Here is a 3,046-nt window from a genome sequence, read left to right as displayed (position 1 = left end):
TTCATATACCTATTTATATATGTAAATTTACTAGAGAGAATTTAAGAGCCAAAAAGGCTCTTAAATTTTAGTGGAGTTCGCTCCAGACTTTGCGTTTCCAAAGCCAAGCGAAAATTCCTAAGATAAAGAAGTAGATCATCACGTAAATGCCAGTGCTCTCGCGCTCAGCCTTTTTACTGTCACCTACTTTTTGGATGTAAGATACTATGTCATCTTCAGCAGCTTTGTTTAAGCCAACTCTAGGCATCGCAGTGCCTGGAAGCATCTTTTGAGTATCGTTTATAAATTTATGCAAGTAGTCTGCACCTTTTGAGCGGATCATCATAGATAGATCAGGTGGGTTTGAACCCATATAAGCTGCGAGGCTTACTTTGTTGCCAAGAGTATATTTTTTATCATACTTCATATCGTGGCATCTTTGACATGCGTCAGCAAAGACCTTTTCTTCGGTGATCTTGCTCTTTGCATCTGCGTCAGCTGATACCTTTTTAAGGTAAGCAACTATGTCAGCGATCTCAGCGTTTATGTCGCCGCCAGCACCCATAAATGCAGTCATCGGATAAGGATGCTCGTCGTTAAATTTATGAGATAGTTTTACAGCCATAGTTGGATTTTTGATGAGTGCAGCTAAAAATCTCTCGTCATAAATTTTACCAGCTGTGCTAAGATCTGGTGGCACTACGCCAAAGCTTTGGCTAGCTGTCTCAGCGTCCATACTAGCTGGCATGCCAGCTACTTCGATGCCGTGGCATCCTGTACATCCAGCTGCGCCAAATGTCTCAGCACCTTTTGCAGCGTCACCTTTCGCAAGGTCGATAGAGTTTATATCAGCCCAAAATGCTGTGTAGTCATCAAGAATTTTTTGTGCCGTCTCAACATCTTTTGTAGCTGCATCGATGCTAGCCTTGTTGCCACTAGCTTTTGCAGCCTCAAGCGCCTCTTTTTTCTGCTCTAAAAAGTGTTTAGCGTAGTCAGTATCTTCTTTTGAGAAGTTGTACTCGGCATTTGCAGTGTGCGGATGAAGCTTTGTGTGAGCGTAAGGCTCGATACCCCAGTATAAAATACCTGAAAGGATAACAACGATGGCAAAAATTTTAAGCTCTTTCATGATTAGCCCCTTTTTCTTTCAAGTATTGTGATAACTGGAAGTGCGATTATAAATAGCACCAAAAATAGTAGTGACGAGTAAAATCCTATCCAGTCGTTGATACCGCCTGTTGGAAGCTTGCCATATATAGATAAGACGATAAGGTCAGCAACTAGCACCCAAAACCACACGAAAAATAGCGGTCTTTTGTGAGCTGGTGCCACAAGGTCACTTCTGTCAAGTATAGGTATAAGCATAAATGCCACGCCCGCAAAGGCAAACGCGATAAGACCGATGTTATAAGCTGAAATTCCAGCTATATCAAAGAAGAAGCCACGTAAAATTTCATATTGCCACAAGAAGTACCACTCTGGGTAGATGTGTGGTGGAGTTTTTAGCGGATTTGCTGGCTCAAAGTTGATAGGATCCATCGCAAAGTTAAAGTGATAGCAGACTAGATACATGAAAAAGATCATAAAAAATGATACATACATGAAGTCTTTTGCCAAAAATCCTGGCCAAAATGGTATAACTTTAGCTTTTGCTCTGTCACCGTGTAGATAGACCTCAGCCTCTACGTCAAAGTCGATATCTTCGCTTGTTAGGTTATTTACGTGAGGAACTCTTAATGAGTAGAAGTGGATAACCAAAACAACGATAGTCACAAGTGGTAGCAAGCATACGTGAAGCATGAAAAATCTTGTAAGTGTCGAGTCGCCAACTGCATAATCGCCCCTGATCCACTCAACCAAAGCATCGCCGATAACTGGCACGCCACCAAAGAGCTGAGTGATAACAGTAGCCGCCCAGTAGCTCATCTGACCCCATGGGAGCATATAGCCGCTAAATGCCTCTGCTGAAAAGCAGATAAATAGCACCATACCACTTACCCAAATGACCTCTCTGCCTCTTTTGTATGAGCCATAGTAAAGTCCAGTAAGCAAGTGGATATACATGATAAGAAAGATAGTCGATGCTGAAATCGCGTGGATATGACGCCACAGCCAGCCGTACTCGACCTCTTGCATGATAGTGTAATTTACGCTATCAAAGGCTAAATGTATGTCTGGTTTGTAATACATCATAAGCAAAAAGCCAGTGATGATCAAAAGTAAGAAAAGTGTCGTTAGGATAACGCCCATCGCCCAAAGGAAATTTATATTTTTTGGGATCCAGTATTCGCTAACTAGAACCTTCATCAGTTTTGTAAAAGCTAGGCGCTGGTCAAGCCAGTCAATAACGCCAGTTGATTTATGAGATAAAGACATCGCTAACCTCCTAAGCTTTAGCTACTAATTTTTCATATTCTGGGCTTGTTTCGCCTAGAACTAGCTTGGTTCCATCGATCTTAAATGGTGGAATATCAAGCGGTCTTGGTGGAGGTCCGTATGTCTGTATGCCATCGACGTTAAATTCGCCGCCATGACAGGCACAGACAAAAATTTGCTTGCTAGACTTGTACTCAGGGATACATCCTAGGTGTGTGCAAAGTCCGATAAGAACTACATATCTCGCATCTCCAACGACAACATCTCTCTTGTCGTTTTTAGCCATATCTGGACTTTTTTTGAGGATGAAAATAGGCTTTTTACGCCACTCAACCTGTCTCATCTCGCCATCTTTGATCGGGCTTAGATCGACGGTTGTAAAACCAGCAGCTTTTACGCTAGGGAGCGGATCCCAGGTCTTTTTCATGGCAACTAGTGACATCGCGTCTCCAACAGCTGCTACGGCAACAAAAACAAGACCTATGAAGCTGTCTCTTCCTTTCTTTACTCACACTAATTTCCTTTCTCTAAATAAAATCTATACGATTAAACTTCCTATAAATTAAAATATTATAAACTCATAATATGGTTTATAAAACTAAAGTGTATTAAAGCTTCTATTATACTTAGATTTGAAATAAATTAATCTAAAATCGCCTTTAAACAATCACTTCTTTCTTTCTTTCATTTT

At 41.1% G+C, this 3,046-nt stretch carries 2 protein-coding genes and 1 pseudogene; all 3 read right to left on the bottom strand.

Annotation, left to right across the window (positions count from 1 at the left end; translation table 11 throughout):
- Positions 1–67: 67 nt before the first annotated feature.
- A complete protein-coding gene (locus CYP77_RS00260) occupies positions 68–1,108 on the bottom strand; it encodes a c-type cytochrome (RefSeq protein ID WP_103567974.1) in 1,041 nt (346 codons plus the stop codon).
- Between the two features lie 2 nt (positions 1,109–1,110).
- Complete coding sequence (locus tag CYP77_RS00255) at positions 1,111–2,355, bottom strand: cytochrome b (RefSeq protein WP_103567973.1); 1,245 nt, start codon at positions 2,353–2,355, stop codon at positions 1,111–1,113.
- Positions 2,356–2,365: 10 nt separating this feature from the next.
- Positions 2,366–2,857 (bottom strand): annotated as a pseudogene (petA, locus tag CYP77_RS00250) (ubiquinol-cytochrome c reductase iron-sulfur subunit); the annotation flags it as partial.
- Positions 2,858–3,046 lie beyond the last annotated feature (189 nt).

Origin of the sequence: Campylobacter concisus (assembly GCF_002913865.1) — a bacterium.
Taxonomy (GTDB): Bacteria; Campylobacterota; Campylobacteria; order Campylobacterales; family Campylobacteraceae; genus Campylobacter_A; species Campylobacter_A concisus_AM.
The sequence above is the reverse complement of the archived record's forward strand: the minus strand, read 5'-3'. Positions and strand labels throughout refer to the sequence as shown.